The organism is Ruminiclostridium herbifermentans, assembly GCF_005473905.2.
GTDB lineage: Bacteria > Bacillota > Clostridia > Acetivibrionales > DSM-1351 > Ruminiclostridium > Ruminiclostridium herbifermentans.
The window spans coordinates 4152233-4169086 of the sequence record NZ_CP061336.1 but is presented as its reverse complement, the minus strand read 5'-3'; the positions used below and the strand labels follow the sequence as shown (position 1 = coordinate 4169086).

Sequence of the window (16854 nt, the reverse complement as noted above, 5' to 3'; positions counted from 1 at the left end):
TATTATTCAGTTCTGTCAAGTCAAGATATTTTCTAACAGATAACAGATTCAAACTAAAAAGAACTAAAGATTCATTGACATTATGGCTGGATATATGTTTTTTATGTGTATTTACATCAATCAACCCTAAGTATCTAGTGTGTTTTTAGATACTATAATATTTTCTTTAATCTCGTATTACCATGTTTTATAGTTTTATCTATGAAAAGTAATATAAAACATGACATTTCATAACCAATAAATGAACCAATAGTGTTCATAATGACATCATCTATCTGTACATACCTACCAGTAAATGATTGCAAGAATTCAATAATAATTGAAAAAATCATCCCTAATAATAGTCCATAGAACCATTTTTCTCTAAGTTTTTTAATAGCTAATGCAGCTGAAAACCCAAAAGGAATAAATAATATCAGGTTTAGCACTGTTGCTCTTGTCAATCCTTCTTCAAATAAATTAAAGCTAAAGTTAACATTACCAGCAAATATTGAAGTAACACCAAAGTTTCCAAAAATAATACCAGTAATTTTTAAAATTATAACTATAATTAAAATAAAACAGTATTCAAATATAGTATTTAATATTTCAATTTTAAATCTTTTTTGAAGTAAAACCTTAATAAAAAAATAAACAATAAAACCAACTATTACCATAGAAATAATTTTTAATAAAGTAGATAGTTGTATTTGATAATCCATTATAATCATTATAGCTATGTTCCTCTCTCTCTCTCTCTCTGTTCTCATGCGGCTTTAGCTAGGGGGTTATTACTAGATTCTGTGACATTTAGCAACCTATTTTCCATAATTATACTGTATATGCTATCACAGAAATAATTTTTGCACCAGAACCAACTTTTAGTACTTAAAATTTGGTGCATATTTCAATAATACTTTGCTAATTGGAGAGAAATCAAATCGAAAAATCGAAAAATGTACAACGTTCAATATCTTGAATTAAAACAAGATATTATGAAAAACAGAATGATTCGTTCCAAATGTGAGGTGTCGAATTTTTCTATTGATACAAGCTGCTATGATTATCTAGAAATAGATAATAAAGTAGAAAGTGGTGTCCCAGCTTTAGATTGACAATCGATTTCTCATTATGATACTATATTAGAGGAATTTAACAAATCATACGATTTATGGAGGTTTTTATGAAAGGTAAAAAAAGTATTATAGCTTCACTTATTTTGGCAATTAGTATAATTATAGGTACAACTGCTTACGCTGCAAATTTGGGTACTTTATCATACTGGTATTCCAATGGCTCCGATATAGCACGATGGTCATCTCCACCAACTACTTGGTCTCTCGACTCTAATGGTTTTGAATCATCGGATTTTCTTCACTATGTTAATCACGCAAGAGGACAGTGGAGAGATGCAGGGATATCAATAAATAGTACTACGGATTATAATGAATCAAACTTTACAATACGTGGAGGTACTTATGATATTATGCATAATTACGAACCATCTGTTACTACAACAATCACAGGAACATCGCTTTTAAGTCTTTATGAAGAAGGAACGTGGACTTATGGGTCGAATAGTAAAAGAGGGTTAACGGTTGATAATGTACGATGTTATATTATATATCAACCGGGCGGTACTAGTCCTACTGAAGCCAAATACGAAAAGACGGTAACACATGAAATGGGACATGGTTTAGGTTGGTGTAATCATTCAACGTCAAGTTCAGATGTAATGTACGGATCTTCTTCGAGTGTTAATACATTAACATCAAGAGATAAAAACCATTTAACACAAATTTATTAATGGAGGGATTAAATCTATGAATTTTACAAAAAGAAAATCTTTTACTATTATTCTAGTACTATGTATACTTTTTGTTGGAAGTTTACTATTGTATAATTTTAACTTTAAATCCGTAACTACCAATAAGTCAGATAATAAATCAATTGTAATCAGTAATACAGAAAATAGTGTTCAGTTTAATAGTGCTAATGACCTAATTAAATATGCAGATAATGTTATTGTTGGGTCAATTGTTGAAGATAATGAATTTAGCAAAACGACAAGGGAATACACCTTTTTAGTGGAAGAAGAATTAAAAGGCTCTGCTAATTCTTCAAAAATAAAGGTTTATGAAACTAATAATACACTAAATTTAGGTAAAAAATACATACTTTTTCTAGAATCAAGTGAAAGTACGTACTTTCCAGAAACGTCTTATACGTCACTAGATAAAGATGCTATAATTGAAGTTGATGGACAAAAATTGGTTTGTAAAAAAAATGAACTACTTGAGGATTATAAAAGCACAAATGATTTTGTACAAAAAGTGAAGACTTCGCCAAGTTTAAGGTTTATAAGAGAAAAATCAAAAGATATAGATACATTATCCACAAAAGAGGATGTTGATGTTTTTACTAAATCAGATTGTGTTTATCATATTATACCTACAACGATAACATATGAAAACAAATATATTAAATCTGTAAAAGTTGAAATTCTTAAATCCTACAAGGGAGAATTTAATGAGAATTGGGAAATAATACTCCCTTCCGATATTGAGATTGGGAATGAATATATCGTCTTTCTAAAGAAAGAAGGTAATACTTTGACTCAAACTACAAAAAACAAGAGTGTCATACGTAAAAATGATACTAATTGGAGTGATTTCATAAATAAATACGAAAAGTAAGTAATTTTAAGTTATTGACTATAGATATATTTACTATTTGAATTAAAATCCTTAGGTATAATTTCCAATTGCATTAAGTTAAGAGGGAATCAAGAAGCTACTACATAATGTAGTAGCTTCTTTTTCATTTATGGGCTTTAGACTGTTGAGCATAAGGTGAGTTTCTCGGTAGAGAAATGAGCCATGCGAAACAATCAACCACCCGCTATGCGGGTGCGCGACAGAAGTTATACAAAAAAATCACCTTTCCGTTAAAATAGAGTTGTTCAAGCTACTATATTAACGAGAGGAAAGGTGATTTAAATGGCAAATAAAGAAAATAGTTTAGCACATACCAAATGGATGTGTAAGTATCACATAGTATTCACTCCAAAGTATAGACGAAAAGTAATATATAATCAATACAAACAAAGCATACGAGAAATATTGATACGATTATGCAAGTACAAGGGAGTAGAAATACTTGAAGGGCATCTAATGCCAGATCATATACACATGTTAGTGAGTATACCACCAAAGCTAGCAGTTTCGACGTTTATGGGATATCTTAAGGGAAAAAGTGCATTGATGATATTCGATAAGCATGCAAACTTAAAGTATAAGTTTGGAAATAGGCATTTTTGGGCAGAGGGCTTTTATGTGAGTACAGTAGGGCTTAATGAAGCAACTATTAGAAAGTACATCAAAGAGCAGGAAAAGCACGATATTATGGTGGATAAACTAAGCGTAAAAGAATATGAAGACCCCTTCAAGGGGTAGCAAGTAGTACGTTTGTCCCTTCAGGGGCGGCAAAGGTGGCAAGGGCATTAGTAGCTTGAACGAAGTGAAAGCCAGCGTCTTTAGGCGCTGGCCGGTAACAAGCCCTTATAGGGCTAACACAAGCCACCCGTTTTACGGGTGGTCATGACTTTTTTTTATTAGGAAATTGCTACTTTTTGAATTAAAAAGTTAATGTAGAATTTTAATTGAGAAAATGTTTGATGGTATACTAAAATAAGCCTTCACTCGAATGAGATAGAGGAGAAAGAATTAGTCTTTATTAAATTGGTATTTAATACCCCTTATGCCAGTATAGGAAACTGGAGTCATTGTTCCATCACATTTTTGACAAAAGGGTTGAGGTGGAACGGATTCTTTTAAACCATTAAAAATATTATCTTCCTCTAATTGTTCTACAATAAACCGAGGAACCCATAAGGTATATTTGCACTTTGTGCAAATGAATTCTACTAAATCATCTTTTTTTGAAAAACCTTCAAGGATATTCATAAAAACACCGCCTAAAATATTTGTTTTAAGGAAAGTGATGTTCTAAAAGTTTCATTTCGTTGTTGCAACATGGACAATTGAGAGGATTGTGATTAAAATCCGAAATAATAGATAACTGCCAACGATTCATCATTTGTTGAATCTTCAACTGTTGCTTATTGAACATCATAATCATTTTACCATGAGACTTATGCTTTTTGGAATATATACCGTAATATCGAATCATTCTGAATTCAGTATCTGGGATATGAATAATTAATTTTTTGATGAAATCGAAAGCAGAAACAGTTTCTTCAACTCTTTAGTTATCCTCATGGCGTTGGTAATAAAAAGTTATATTTTCACCATCATAATTTATAATTCTGGATTGAGCCATAACAGGGCGACCAGTATAGCGGACAACATATTGAATACCTTTTTTAATATTGGGACTTTTATTTGGTTTCGCGCGTACATAGAAGCCACTTTGGGTTTTTGAGTAAATTTTGTTTTTCAGGAGTCTGAAATTATCTTTACCAAGAGCATCTTCAAGCAAACTGAGCAATATAGTCTGAAAACGTTTTCTTAAAGCAGTATAGTCAAGGTGGCGAACCTGTCTGAATATTTCAATATTACCGAGACCTCCTTCAGAGCACAAGGCATGAATATGGGGATTCCATTTCATATCTCTGCCAAAGGTATGAAGAACGCATATAATGCCATGTTTAAAGTCTTGAGATTTATTTAAATCATGGAAGTAAGATAAAATAGTCTGACTTGCGGCAGCAAAAAGAAGATTTAAAAGAGTCCTATCTTTACGAAAAAAGACTCTTAATTCTTCTGGGATTGTGAAAACAAGATGTCGATGCCTACAGTTAATACATTTAGCGGCAATAGCAGTAGAACGTGCTTTAGCGTATTTAATTCCACAGGAATTACAAAAACGGGATTTACAAGTATGGAAAACTTTCTTTAGTGTTAAACAATTCTCACAGAAGAAAGTAGTAAAACCCAAGGCTGGTGTCTGGCATTTTAAGACTTTATTCACGTTATGATAGACTGCTTGGCGGATGGTTAAGTGAGCATGAGCAATCAAAAAGGGTTGCCAGTGATCAGCAAAAATTTGCTTGATTGTATATTTAGGTTTTGTTTTAAGGTTTTTAATCTCTTTATTTTCTAACATATCTAAATTATATCAAAAAACGCAGTTAATTTCGACCGAAGGGAGATGTGGCGAAGCCACTTTGTTCTAATTCGCTGTGGATGTAGGTTCTGTTGCAAATTTTACTTAAACAGGAATATTTTTTTTGTAATATACGAAATGACTTTTATTTCACAATTATTTTATGAAATACCAAAAAGCTGGTTAATCAATATACTTCATAAGTCAATTACAGTTAAAATTAGACCTACAATTTAACCTCAAATAATTGACTTTGTTATATTTGATGTGCCAGCTTGCCCTTTATGTATCATGTGAAGGGTTTCAACTCCAGCAATAATCGAACAGGCGGAGCTGAAATTCTTAAAACCAAGCATAGAGTTGGTGACTCGCTTGATGTGCCTGTGATCCTGTTCGATTATGTTGTTTAGATATTAACAGTTCGATGCTCTACTTTACAGGATAAATTACCACAATATTGTTATTCAATAATAGCAACTTCTATGGCGGTATATTTATAGATTTGATTTCATAAAGCATTTACTCCTTACCAATAATAGGATATGATTTTAACATAGGTGTTGTAGAAGAGTCAAAAGTTTTTGCAACAGAACCCAAATCAGAATTTGTAGAACTTAGTGAAAAAATCAGGAGGACAATATGTATACTTTAGAGCAAACACGAAAAATCAAGATAATAATAATTGTCTTTATAGTTATATTTTTTATACTTGCTGTGTGGGGATATTTAAGGGGTGGTCATGAACTTATTAGTTATGGATTTATGAACGAGCCGCTAGCTTCAATCGTAATGGTTGCATCATTTTTCAGCTCGATAATTCTAATTTTAGTTGGCTTGGCGATAAATGCTCTACAAAAAGATATTGAAATAGAGCTAAAGATAATAGACAATCAATTTTTAAACAAAAAATAAGTAAGTTTATAAATTCCAATTTCTAAGTGATGCTAAAAGACTTAATGACCTCTTTTCCTTTATTTTACAAGAGTTTGAGTCTGGTAGGTGCTCCATTCCGACCCCCGGGGTCGTTTTACCATAAGATTTTGCGTATTTCTATCATTTCGCTGCCTCAACACACGTTGAGTGCATAGTTCAGATAAAACGCGCCGAAACCCGCATGGGATAAGGCTTTGGGGGGATTTAGAAAGACAGTTTTTAAGAGGTAAAAACGATGATAAAAACTCGGTTATTTTTAAGAATAAGCGGGTTTTTATTTTTATAAGATAAACAACCAGAAAAGCATTAATTGCCTGACTGGATTTTCTTTGATAAATATGGGGGTATAGCTCGCCAGGAAAAGCGCAAATGGCATTCTGAAAAATTAGTCAAATAAAAGTCTTTCAACAAGTTTTCCAGAATTTATGATATAATTATGTCTATTAGGGGAAGCTTGATAACTATTTTAATTATGGAACTATAAAAAATGTAGAAGATTCTAATGTAATTGTAATGTGAAGTTCATTTGCACGAACTAAATCCCGATATATATACCTGCTTAAGAAGGTTTAATTAAAGGAGAGGATGAGTCTGCTGAAAAATTTACCTAAAAGCTTTTTGGTCCGGATAATTTTGACTAATGGTGACCATGCTCATATTCGAACTTACTTTGGTATTAAAGATGAGACATCAATCGAAGATCGGCTAAAATCTTTTTCTAAAGTGAAACTTATTGAGTATATTGATAATGTAGGAGGATCTTTGAAAAGTAATGCAGAGGCCGGGATAGAGCTTTTTCCGCTTAAATCTGCTCCTACTCTATATATTATAAATGTTACATCAAATATAAATTATTCTTCCATACAACAAATATCCAACACATTAGCGGATAGAGGGCGAAGCGAAGCACTATTTTTTGAGAATGATCGTGTTATAAGATGTGTTTACCTGAGAAGGGAGTTAAGTCGTATTAGCTTATCTCCCACTGTCTATGAACTTGTAATAGGTTATGAAAAAAGAATAGAAACAACAGAATGGGATCCGGAAAGCTCTGATTATGGAGAAACAAAACTTGTATATAGTTTGGAGAATGCATTATTATGGTTCTCAGAGGAAAAAAAGCGTTATGCAATAGCTGCATGCAGTGATTTCTCAGCAGTTGCTCCAATTATTAAATATCTAAGCAGCAAGTTTCAGATAGATGCTAGCCTTCCGGATTTAACTGAGGATATGTTGTTTAATATTGCTGAAGGTGGACAAATAAAAAATGCTACCTTTTCAAATGCATTAGGGCACCGAGATAATCTTATTGATGCTTGTACAATAACTATTTACGATGAGGACTTATCAAACAGACAAATATACCAAGAAATGAGAGGACAAGAAAACCGAGAGCAAAGAGCAGGATTTTATTCTAGTCATCCTGATTTGTTGAGAGCAGGAATTGGAATTACTCGTAGATATGGAAGAGTCTGGACACCGGCTCATTTGAACAGGGATGAATTACTGAAGCTTTCATTGGGAATTGTGTCAAAGCTAGATAGGCAACTTGAAATTGCATCTAGAGATCATTTGAAAGATTTTATTGTATATTACTCAAACTCACCTGTAATTATTGGCTCAACTTCATTGGTAGGACAAGCAAGGTCTGTTTTCGATTCCATTATATACTATGTTATTTCTGCTGGAAGATCAAATCAAAAAAGAGTTCGAGTTCCTGATGATATTTTAAAGGACTTAATTATTTATAGAGATAAGTTAAAATTAGGAACATCCATAATGTACGAGTGTGAAAACTGTGGGACAAGAAATATTAAATGTAGTAACTGTAATAAAAACATAGATGTATCGGTTGAAAATAACGAAATTGTTTTTAAGTGCCCTGATTGTAACTTCGAATTGGATGCAGAAGCGCATATATGTGAGTGTGGTAATCACTGTCCTGTATTTGACCCCATTTCACAAATTCTATTTTATCCTCAGGTTGAGCTATTAGAGTCAATTGATAAATATATCTCAAATTTGCATCCATCAGTAGAAAACCCAAAACTGTTTGTTATTGTTGGGCATGAGGTTCGTATTCTAAACACTCGTACTAATGACAGAGCGAGAAGAGTCTCATTGGAAGAATTAAGTTTTTGGCGTACAAGAGCTCATTTACATACCTACAACCCGCTATCACAAAATAGATTAATAAGAATTTTGGGCCGTTTACGAGAAAAATGCCCAATTAACAACTATCACCCAAACGGGCAGGAGTGCGAAAGATGTCTGCAGAGTTTGCCCACTACAAGGCAGTTAGAGGAAGGAAATGTTTGCTTGCTAAGGGCATTTGGAATTCCTATAGATATAGATTTTGATGGTATACATCATGGTCATGAAGTCGCTGACATTGTATATACAGATCAAATTAATGGAAGGAATGTGAGAATCGGCATCCATGCAAAGAGTAAAGCTAATAGTTACCCAAGAAATGGTCTTGGAAGATCTGAGAATAAAATTAAGGGACTATATGCACAGCTTTATTATACTTTATATCAAATATCACATGGACAACAACAATTTGATATTTTAGGCATCAGTATTCCTAACAGAATATCTGCTGATGTACTTAATTCAATGGAATCAATACTCTTAAGATTCGGTGTTTCTTTTATAGCTATAGATCGTGACTGCTGGGTTAAAATAATAGGGCTTGTTAAAGAGAAACTTCAGTTTAATAACTAAAGGAATATTCGTGAAAACGATACTCAAGAGGTAACATAAGGTAAGGTAAAACTAGTTTTAGAAATTTTCATAATAAATCTTAAGGGGCAAGGAATATAGCAAATTATTATAGTGGCGGGTGTCAAAAAGCGAATGAAATAAATCTGATCGGGTATTCATAGGTTGTCTGATAGCGTAGCTTCATTATATATATACAGCTTAAACCAAATAAGGAATCTCCTATTAGCAAATTAGCGGTGGCATTTTAGAAATAAGATGCTGCCGCTTTTTTTATGCCCTTTTTAGGGCGAAAAATCACAAACGATTGGAGGAAATCAAATGTCAAACATCAAGCAAACCCTTAAGTTTTTCAGTCCCCTGTCGATTATAGCGTACTCTTCTCATGAATACGGCGGATGCGGTGCGGATGATCTGCCTGAAGTATTGTCTCCATCGGAGGCGGTGTATTACATGGATGAAATACTTGCCGCTATCAAAAAAGAAAAGCTGCCCAGCGAAGGTGACCGTGGCCTGATGGTATATTTCTACGACGACCAGGCGCTGTCTGAAAAAATCTACAGCCTCCACCCGACAGTTGAAGAATGGAACGGTAAGCTGTGGGGCGTAATGGTAGCAGAGGCTTATGGCGAGCTGACCGAAGCGGAAACAGCCAAGCTGCTTGACTTTGCCGTTGGTCAAATGTCTGATGGCTGGGGCGAGGGGTTTGAGCAGCGTCCCATTAAAACATGTGACGGTGAAATCTTCGTCAGTTTCTGGAACAGTGAGGACTTTTTTATCAAGCCGGAACAGGAGCTGAAGCAGGGAGCTGAACAAAACTTCAACGAACAGACGATGGGAGGAATGTAACATGCCCAATCATATCACAAACATACTTACCGCATATGGTGATAAGGAAAAAGTCAGGGCAATGTTTGAAGCCATTAAAAATGATGAGATTGGAACGGGAAGCATTGACTTCAATAAAATTACACCGATGCCGGAACACATCTACAGGGGGGATCTGGGCAGAGAGGAAATAGAAAAGTACGGCGCTGAAAACTGCTGGTATGACTGGAGCATAAAAAACTGGGGAACGAAATGGAACAGCTATGGCTATGACGAACATACCGCAGAAAATTTTGATGGCAGCACGGTAAAATTTTTAACCGCATGGAGCAGCGTTAGCGATCTAATGAAAAAGCTGTCCTCTATGTTTCCCGATATCCGTTTTGACTACAAATGGGCGGACGAGGACTTTGGGCATAACACCGGCAAGGCAGAGTATAAAAACGGCAAAACCTTAAGCTGTTATATACCGGCGGGTGGTTCTGCCGAAGCCCTCGAAATGGCGGCAAGCATACTTGATATAGATCTTGCCGAAGCAGGATATATCTACAATGAAAGCACCGGCGAATATGAATATACGGAAGATGAGCCGGATGAAATTCCTAAGATTGGCGGTGTGTAGAAATGCATGCCACTATTTTTTTATGAAAGGCAAACGAGCATGAGGCGCTACCTTACGAGGCAGCGTCTTTTTTTGTTGCCGGAAAGGAGCTGAACTATGAACACAGACACGAAAACACAGGAGAAAAAAACCGGCAGCGATCCTGCGCCACCAAGAAAAATTCACACCGTACCCTTGCCAAAAGACACCGAGCGCTGCAAAGGCTGTCCCTATCCTGGTGTCGGCTTTATCTGCTGGAGTACAGACGGGAGCTGTATGCGGACCGATATGGACAGGATCAGCAGGCCAAGGAGGTGATGACTGATTGAACAGCATTATCAGCTGGGTCGGCGGCAAAAAGGCCCTGCGCGAACTTATTTATCAGCGGATGCCCAAAGATTATGGAAGATACATTGAGGTCTTTGGTGGCGGCGGTTGGGTACTCTTCGGCAGGAAACCGGATGCAAGCATGGAGGTCTATAATGACTACAACGCCGACCTTGCCAACCTGTTCCGCTGCGTCAAGGAGCGTCCTCTTGCCCTGCTTAAGGAGTTGAACTTCCTGCCCATAAACGGCAGGGACGAATTCAACGTCCTCAAAAAATATCTTGAAAAGGAGGAATTCACCAATGAATACTTAAACGAGGAACTGGAACTGGCGGAGAACTGCCTGTCCCCGCCGCAGTTTGAGGAAATCAAAGCGATTCTCATTGAAAACGCGACCATGTCGGACGTAAAACGCGCCGCCGCCTTCTTCAAGCTGATCCGCTACAGCTACGGCAGCGGCTGCACCTCATATAGCTGCCAGCCCTTTGATATCCGGAAAACCTTTCACCTAATATGGTCGGGAAGCCGCAGGCTTAAGGATACGGTCATCGAGAATAAAGACTTTGAGGCGTTGATCCTTCAATACGACAGGGACAACGCCTTTTTTTATTGCGACCCGCCGTACTACCAGACCGAGGGACATTACGAGGTGGAATTTAAAAAGGAGGATCATGTGCGACTGCGGGATACGCTGAAACAATGTAAGGGCAAATGGCTGGTATCATATAACGACTGCGAATATATCCGAGAGCTGTATAAGGGCTACTACATCGAAGCCGTTACCCGCATTAATAACCTCGCCCAGCGATATGAGGGAGGCTGTGAATACCCGGAGGTGCTCATTTCCAACTACGACACCGCGGAGCGGCTGCGGAATGCCCCAATGCAAATAGGGCTGTTTGATTTGGCAGACGGCTTTTACAACACGGAATAGTATAAACTGTCAAGGAAAAATGTATAAAAAGTATTAAATAATTATGTACAACTATTCTCCTTGCTTCATATGATCCTTTAATCTGTATGACTTTCCAGATATAGATATTACATGTGCATGGTGCAATACCCTGTCAAGTATTGCATTGGCTACAACTGCGTCATAGAATACACCATCCCATTCGTTGAAATTCATGTTTGTTGTAAGAATGGTACTTTTTCTCTCATATCTCATATCTATAAGCTGAAAAAACATATTAGAATCTTCTTTATCAATGGGTAAGTAGCCAAGTTCATCAATGATAAGTAGTCTGTAATGGCAGAAGTGTCTGAGTCTTACATCAAGTCTGTTTTCCAGTTTTGCTTTCTTTAGTTGCTGCAATAAATCATGACATTTGATAAAATATGTGCTAGTACGTTTCTTTGCTGCAGCTATTCCTATTGATGTTGCCAGATGAGTCTTTCCAACACCACTTGGACCAAGAAATACTATATTCTCATTTCTTTCAAGAAAACCAAGCGTGCAAAGTTCTTGTATTTCTTGCTGATTTACTGACGGCTGAAAATTGAAATCATAATCTTTCAATTCCTTTACAAAAGGAAATGCTGCTGCTTTAATCATAGATCTAGATGCTTTGGCCTCCTTAAAATCAACTTCGTAATTACTAAGTCTCAGTAGTCCTTCTGTAAACGAAAGATTGTTGGATGTCACAAAATTAGATATTTCATCAAGATGAATTACCATTTGCCCAAGACCAAGAATTTCCATGTTCCGGCATAGCTGGTTGTATGTACTGTTATTCATAACTATATACTTCTCCTATAACCTGTAAGTTTTCTTTTGCCCGCTCATTTATATTTTCTTCCTTAAATGCATGCGATTTTCTTGCTATAGCAGTATAGTGTTCTGTAAAATAATTTAGTTTCTTTTTACTAAGGGTATGGATAGTTATTAATTCCATGTTATAATAAACATGTATGTAACCATCATACACTTGTAAAGTAAGAGTTTTTCCAATGTATTCTGGTGGTACAGAATACTGGCATTCATTATGGTTGAACATGCTGGATGAATTTACTTTTACTTTATGTGGAGTTATTTGATAAGGCTTTCTTATGGTATCGGCTGGTAAGCTTCCTAAGAAAGCTTTTTCCTTGTTGAAATACATTAATGGAATACGACCTGTACCTTGATTTACCTGCATGTTTACTCTGTTATTTATTCGTGTGACCAACTCATTAAGTTCCTTGTAATCAAGTTTTCCATTGTAGGCTCTTATCTCATCAAGTAGTTTCATTGGTGCTTCTACTTTGGCTTTTGTTCTTGGTCTTCCTGCAATACAAGGGTGCACCTTAAAACCATAATCATCCGCAAACTGCTTAAATTTTATATTTATTTTCCCTTCTGTATACTCTGTTCTTGGCTCATCCATAACTGTTTTCATATTATCGGTGACAATCTCACTTGGAACACCTCCAAACGTGTTAAACGCATCATCAAGGAATGAAAATAATATGTCCTGTGTTTTTGATAGAGATACCCTGTATACTCTAAAACGTGAGTATGACAGCAATAATACAAATATGTTTACTTCTATTATTTCACCTGTTGAAAGAGTAAATCGTATAGACTCTTTCCAGTCTAGTTGTGCTTGTTGACCCATTCCTGTTTCATAACGTATGGTTACGTTATTTGCGTTTGAAGGTCTGCTTTTTTTGAAATATGAGTCTAGTTCAGGATATTTTCTTAGATAGTAGCAGAAATTCACATAAGACCCTTCATAAGAATGATTGTCTACTAGGTATTGCCATAAAACTCTTCTGTAATAAAATATCTGCTGGCTGTTATCAGATAGAAGCTCTGCAATAATGTCATAGTAAGCAGTGATACAATTCACGCATTCTCTGGATTTGGCCTTATGAAAGCCATTAATGTATTTATCAACTGTACGCCTATCGACATCAAGTTCCCTTGCGATCTGGCTTTTATTAACTTTCAATGTTGTATCCTCCATAAATGGTTTTAACTTATAAAGATCCTTGACAGTTTGAATATTTAAATCTGTTATGATACTACTTTTGATAATCATTAGGGTACCTCCTTTTGTACCCTGTAATCATACCATTTGTACATTTTTATTTAATATTATTTGTACATTATTAATTATAACTTTATACATTTTCATTATACATATATTAAAAGGGGCAAAAACAATGCGTGTAAGTATAATACAGCCGACAGTCAAGGCTGAAAAAAGAAAAAAACGAGTTTGTGCTTATGCAAGGGTATCCACCGATGGTTACAAGCAGGGTGAATCATTGGAAAATCAAGTAACCTACTATGAAAAGATAATCTCGTCAAATCCCGAATATGAATTTGCAGGAATATTTGCAGACAGAGGAATAACCGGAACAAAAGATGATAGACCCGAGTTTCAACGAATGCTAAAGTTATGTAGAGAAGGGAAAATAGACTTAATCATAACAAAATCAATATCAAGGTTTGCAAGAAATAGTGCGGTAATACTGAAATATGTAAGAGAATTAAAAGATATAGGTATTGAGGTAAGATTTGAAAAAGAAAATATATCAACATTATCCGGGGACAGTGAGCTGATGCTTACTGTCCTCTCTTCATTTGCAGAGGAAGAAAGCAGAAGTGTCAGTGAGAACATAAAGTGGCGGTATCACAAAAAGTTCGAAAAAGGTGAACTAGTTATAAACGCTAATAGGTTTCTTGGATACGATAAGGACGAATATGGAGATTTAATAATAAATTCTAAAGAGGCTGAGATTGTAAAAAGAATATATAAAGAGTACTTAAAAGGTAACGGAATATTTAAAATAGTAAAAATGCTTAATTCAGAAGGGATTCCAACAGTTACTGGCTCAAAATGGAATGAAGCAACGGTTAGGACTATTCTTAGAAATGAAAAGTATAAAGGGGATGTAATGCTTCAAAAAACCTATACTCCAAGCTACCTAACTAAACTAAGGAAGATAAACAGAGGTCAGGTTGACAGCTATTACATAGAAGATAACCATTCACCAATAGTTACAAAGGAGGCATGGGATAAGGTACAGCTTGAGATGCAGAAACGTGCCGAGTTAAAAGGAAACACCAAAGGCTCAATAAAATGTCTTAACCGCTATCCACTGTCAGGGATGCTTTTCTGCAGCAAGTGCGGTTCTCCATTGAGACGTAGAACATGGAACAGTAAATATTCCTGCAAAAAGATAGTTTGGCAATGCAGCAGCTATGTTAAAAATGGTAAAGATGCCTGCGAAGGAACAGTGATTGATGATGAGATTATCAGTAGGCTAAATATAACTGAATCAACGGTTGTGAAGGAGGAAATACAAAATGGCAAGAAGCATTACAGTTATACCAGCAAGGGCAAACAGAACGGATATGGCACAGAATGCTGAACCACGGAAGAAGAGAATGGCGGCTTACTGCCGTGTATCAACAGACCAATTAGAACAGCTATCAAGCTATGAGGCGCAGGTACAATATTATACTACATATATATGTAACCACCCTGACTATAAATTCGCGGGGATTTATGCCGACGAGGGTATCACAGGGACTAGCACAAAAAAGCGTGAGCAGTTTAACAGAATGATTAACGACTGCAAAGCGGGAAAAATTGATGTGATAATAACCAAATCTATATCAAGATTCGCACGCAACACTTTAGATTGCTTGAACTATGTTAGAATGCTGAAGGAACTTGGAATAGAGGTAATATTTGAGAAGGAGAACATACGTACTTTAGATTCAAAGGGTGAGGTGCTGTTAAGCATACTTTCCAGCCTTGCACAGGAGGAAAGTTTTTCTATAAGTAAAAACAGCACATGGGGCATCAGAAGGCGGTTTGAGCAGGGTAAGGTCATAGTCAATCATACCAAATTTATGGGGTATGACAAAGACGAAAATGGAAACCTTGTAATAAACGAAAAACAAGCAAAAGTAGTTAGAAAAATATTTACCGATTACCTTGGCGGAAAAGGCCCGAACGGGATAGCGCAGGAGCTTGAAAAGGATGGAGCACTGAACTGGAATGGGAAAGCAAAATGGTATGAGGGCAGTATCAGGAAAATGCTGAGTAACGAGAAGTATAAAGGCGAAGCACTACTTCAAAAAACGTATACAACTGATTTTCTCACCAAGAAAAGAGTTGAGAATAACGGAGCAGTTCCGCAATATTATGTGGAAGAAAGCCATCCTGCAATTGTTGATAAGGATACATGGGAGGCAGTTCAATTTGAAATGAAACGGCGGAAGATATTTGCAAAAAAGCATGGACTTCAAAAGTATGACTATACTAATAACAACAACCCGTTTGCAGGAAAAGTTATATGTGGCTACTGCGACAGTACATTTGGCAGGAAGGTGTGGAATTCAAATGATGAAAGATTAAAAAGAACTATCTGGCAGTGTAACAATAAATACAAGGTTAAAGGGAAAATAGGGTGCGGGAACAGGCATATTGATGATGGGATCTTATATGAGGCATTTGTTTATGCATTTAATGACATTGTCAAAAATATAGATTACTATATGACAAAATGGCAAAAGCAGATTTACAGCAAGGACATTTTGGAGAGAGTTACGGCTACAAGATTTATTGAGATTTTTAAAGAAGCTCAGACTTCAGAACGGTTTGATGCTGGATTGTATTTTAAACTAGTGGAGAAGGTTATTATTTATGAGGATGGAGTGAGTATGGGGTTATTGGATGGGACGGAGGTACGATATGGAATCGTTTAAAAAATAGTGTGTAGATATCGTTCTTTCCTTCTTTTATTAACACTGTTAATTACATACCAATGTTGTTAAATTTAAAATATTATGGTATTATCTAAAAGATAAATATTTGTAAAGATTTGGCTTATACAATTTGGAGGTATATTACTGTGAAGAAAAAATTATTATGGGTTATAATACCAATAGTTTTGATTATAGGTATTATTATTACATATTTTGAGGTTCAGTATCCAAGGACGACTTTTGAAAAACTATTGGGGACTGAAGAGTATAATATCACGAAGGTTTTAGTAAAAAGTCCTGTTACTGGTGCAAGAGTTGAAACGGAAAACAAAGAGAAGATTATGGAACTCATTAATTTGTTTAATAATAGAACCTATAGAAAAGAATTTAAACAAAGGCTTGGAGTTGGATATATTTATGCTAGTGATTTTTTTTCAGGAGATAAAATTGTTTTGTCAGTAATTGGAACTGGCAATAGTGTACATATTTATAATGAAACAAGGACTATAGATTCTTATTATAATGTGAGCAAAGAAATAACTGTTAATTCGTTTGATAACTGGGTTAAAAAGCGCCTTAAAAAATGAGAGAATATTTAATTACCAAAGCATCATTAAATATCATACTT

General features: G+C 35.5%; 16 protein-coding genes and 2 pseudogenes. 12 read left to right on the top strand and 6 right to left on the bottom strand.

Translation table 11 applies throughout. The features are described from left to right. Positions 1-152 precede the first annotated feature (152 nt). A complete protein-coding gene (locus EHE19_RS17060) occupies positions 153-710 on the bottom strand; it encodes a VanZ family protein (protein ID WP_137699257.1) in 558 nt (185 codons plus the stop codon). A 225-nt stretch (positions 711-935) separates the two neighbouring features. Here EHE19_RS17060 and EHE19_RS17055 point away from each other — a divergent pair, with 225 nt between their 5' ends. The 4 genes from EHE19_RS17055 (at position 936) to tnpA (ending at position 3434) form a co-directional block, all read left to right on the top strand. Beyond that, positions 936-1094, top strand: coding sequence for a hypothetical protein (locus EHE19_RS17055; RefSeq protein WP_190530388.1), 159 nt, complete (start codon positions 936-938; stop codon positions 1092-1094). Positions 1095-1162: 68 nt separating this feature from the next. Beyond that, complete coding sequence (locus tag EHE19_RS17050; protein ID WP_171003673.1) at positions 1163-1786, top strand: matrixin family metalloprotease; 624 nt, start codon at positions 1163-1165, stop codon at positions 1784-1786. Positions 1787-1802: 16 nt separating this feature from the next. Beyond that, entirely contained in the window at positions 1803-2675 is an 873-nt protein-coding gene (locus tag EHE19_RS17045; protein ID WP_137699255.1) for a hypothetical protein, read from the top strand. A 303-nt stretch (positions 2676-2978) separates the two neighbouring features. Beyond that, complete coding sequence (gene tnpA / locus EHE19_RS17040; RefSeq protein WP_137699254.1) at positions 2979-3434, top strand: IS200/IS605 family transposase; 456 nt, start codon at positions 2979-2981, stop codon at positions 3432-3434. Positions 3435-3704: 270 nt separating this feature from the next. Here the strand turns inward: tnpA and EHE19_RS17035 are convergent, their stop codons facing one another. From EHE19_RS17035 to EHE19_RS17020, 3 genes and pseudogenes are all read right to left on the bottom strand, one after another. Continuing rightward, positions 3705-3944: a hypothetical protein gene (locus EHE19_RS17035; protein ID WP_137699253.1), complete on the bottom strand. Its 240-nt coding sequence runs from the start codon at positions 3942-3944 to the stop codon at positions 3705-3707. Positions 3945-3969: 25 nt separating this feature from the next. Continuing rightward, positions 3970-5106, bottom strand: a pseudogene (locus tag EHE19_RS17025) (IS91 family transposase). 239 nt (positions 5107-5345) lie between these two features. Continuing rightward, a pseudogene (locus tag EHE19_RS17020) lies at positions 5346-5519 on the bottom strand (DDE-type integrase/transposase/recombinase); the annotation flags it as partial. A 226-nt stretch (positions 5520-5745) separates the two neighbouring features. Here EHE19_RS17020 and EHE19_RS17015 point away from each other — a divergent pair. The 5 genes from EHE19_RS17015 to EHE19_RS16995 all read left to right on the top strand — a co-directional run bounded on the left by EHE19_RS17015 (position 5746) and on the right by EHE19_RS16995 (position 11453). Next, positions 5746-6018 carry a hypothetical protein gene (locus tag EHE19_RS17015; protein WP_137699251.1) on the top strand — a complete coding sequence of 91 codons (273 nt, stop codon included), beginning with the start codon at positions 5746-5748 and terminating at the stop codon, positions 6016-6018. A 606-nt stretch (positions 6019-6624) separates the two neighbouring features. Then, positions 6625-8766 (top strand): hypothetical protein, encoded by a 2142-nt coding sequence (locus EHE19_RS17010; RefSeq protein ID WP_137699250.1) that lies wholly within the window; start codon positions 6625-6627, stop codon positions 8764-8766. Between the two features lie 318 nt (positions 8767-9084). Further along, positions 9085-9612, top strand: a complete 528-nt coding sequence (locus tag EHE19_RS17005) for a hypothetical protein (RefSeq protein WP_137699249.1) — start codon at positions 9085-9087, stop codon at positions 9610-9612. Between the two features lies 1 nt (position 9613). Further along, on the top strand, positions 9614-10213 hold the full coding sequence (locus tag EHE19_RS17000) for a DUF1281 family ferredoxin-like fold protein (RefSeq protein WP_137699248.1): 600 nt from the start codon (positions 9614-9616) through the stop codon (positions 10211-10213). 304 nt (positions 10214-10517) lie between these two features. Beyond that, on the top strand, positions 10518-11453 hold the full coding sequence (locus EHE19_RS16995) for a DNA adenine methylase (RefSeq protein WP_137699247.1): 936 nt from the start codon (positions 10518-10520) through the stop codon (positions 11451-11453). Positions 11454-11504: 51 nt separating this feature from the next. On the opposite strand, the gene istB is transcribed toward EHE19_RS16995, so the two are convergent. Beyond that, positions 11505-12257: an IS21-like element helper ATPase IstB gene (gene istB, locus EHE19_RS16990; RefSeq protein ID WP_190530271.1), complete on the bottom strand. Its 753-nt coding sequence runs from the start codon at positions 12255-12257 to the stop codon at positions 11505-11507. Continuing rightward, the gene (istA, locus tag EHE19_RS16985) at positions 12250-13542 is read right to left on the bottom strand and encodes an IS21 family transposase (protein ID WP_190530273.1); all 1293 of its coding nucleotides are present in this window, start codon (positions 13540-13542) and stop codon (positions 12250-12252) included. Before istA ends, istB begins: the two co-directional genes overlap by 8 nt. 124 nt (positions 13543-13666) lie before the next feature. Here istA and EHE19_RS16980 point away from each other — a divergent pair, with 124 nt between their 5' ends. The 3 genes from EHE19_RS16980 to EHE19_RS16970 all read left to right on the top strand — a co-directional run bounded on the left by EHE19_RS16980 (position 13667) and on the right by EHE19_RS16970 (position 16813). Continuing rightward, positions 13667-14881: a recombinase family protein gene (locus EHE19_RS16980; protein WP_244648270.1), complete on the top strand. Its 1215-nt coding sequence runs from the start codon at positions 13667-13669 to the stop codon at positions 14879-14881. Further along, a complete protein-coding gene (locus EHE19_RS16975; RefSeq protein ID WP_244648269.1) occupies positions 14817-16226 on the top strand; it encodes a recombinase family protein in 1410 nt (469 codons plus the stop codon). The genes EHE19_RS16980 and EHE19_RS16975 overlap by 65 nt, the downstream gene beginning before the upstream one ends. Positions 16227-16372: 146 nt before the next feature. Next, positions 16373-16813, top strand: a complete 441-nt coding sequence (locus EHE19_RS16970; protein WP_137698971.1) for a hypothetical protein — start codon at positions 16373-16375, stop codon at positions 16811-16813. Positions 16814-16854: the final 41 nt, after the last annotated feature.